The sequence below is a fragment of the Pseudomonas sp. QS1027 genome (assembly GCF_002814235.1).
GTDB lineage: Bacteria > Pseudomonadota > Gammaproteobacteria > Pseudomonadales > Pseudomonadaceae > Aquipseudomonas.
Window position 1 is genome coordinate 1 of the sequence record NZ_PHSU01000058.1, and the last position, 377, is coordinate 377.

Sequence of the window (377 nt, forward strand, 5' to 3'; positions counted from 1 at the left end):
GCCGCTTGTGCCAGGACCGCTGCCGGAGCGCTGTCCTGCAACATGTAGGCAATACGTTCCGCCGGATAAGCGGGGTCCAACGGCACATAACCGCCGCCCGCCTTGAGAATCGCCAGCAAGCCGACGACAATCTCCGCTCCACGCTCGACACAGATCCCCACCCGCGAATCCGGCTGCACACCCTGCTTGCGCAAGGCATGGGCCAAACGGTTGGCCTGCTCGTTAAGCTCGCGATAGCTCAGGCGCTGTTCGCCATGCACCACCGCCAGGGCCTGCGGCGTACGCTCGACCTGCGCTTCGAACAACCCGTGAATGGTCTGTTCCCGCGGATAATCCAGCGCCGTGTCGTTGAACCCCACCAGCAACTGCTCACGCTC

The 377-nt window shown here is 63.9% G+C and carries 1 protein-coding gene; it reads right to left on the reverse strand.

Going from position 1 to position 377, the window contains the following annotated elements:
• Positions 1-377, reverse strand: a 377-nt coding sequence (locus CWE01_RS33115) for an AMP-binding protein (protein WP_157815323.1), incomplete at both ends; no start/stop codon positions are given.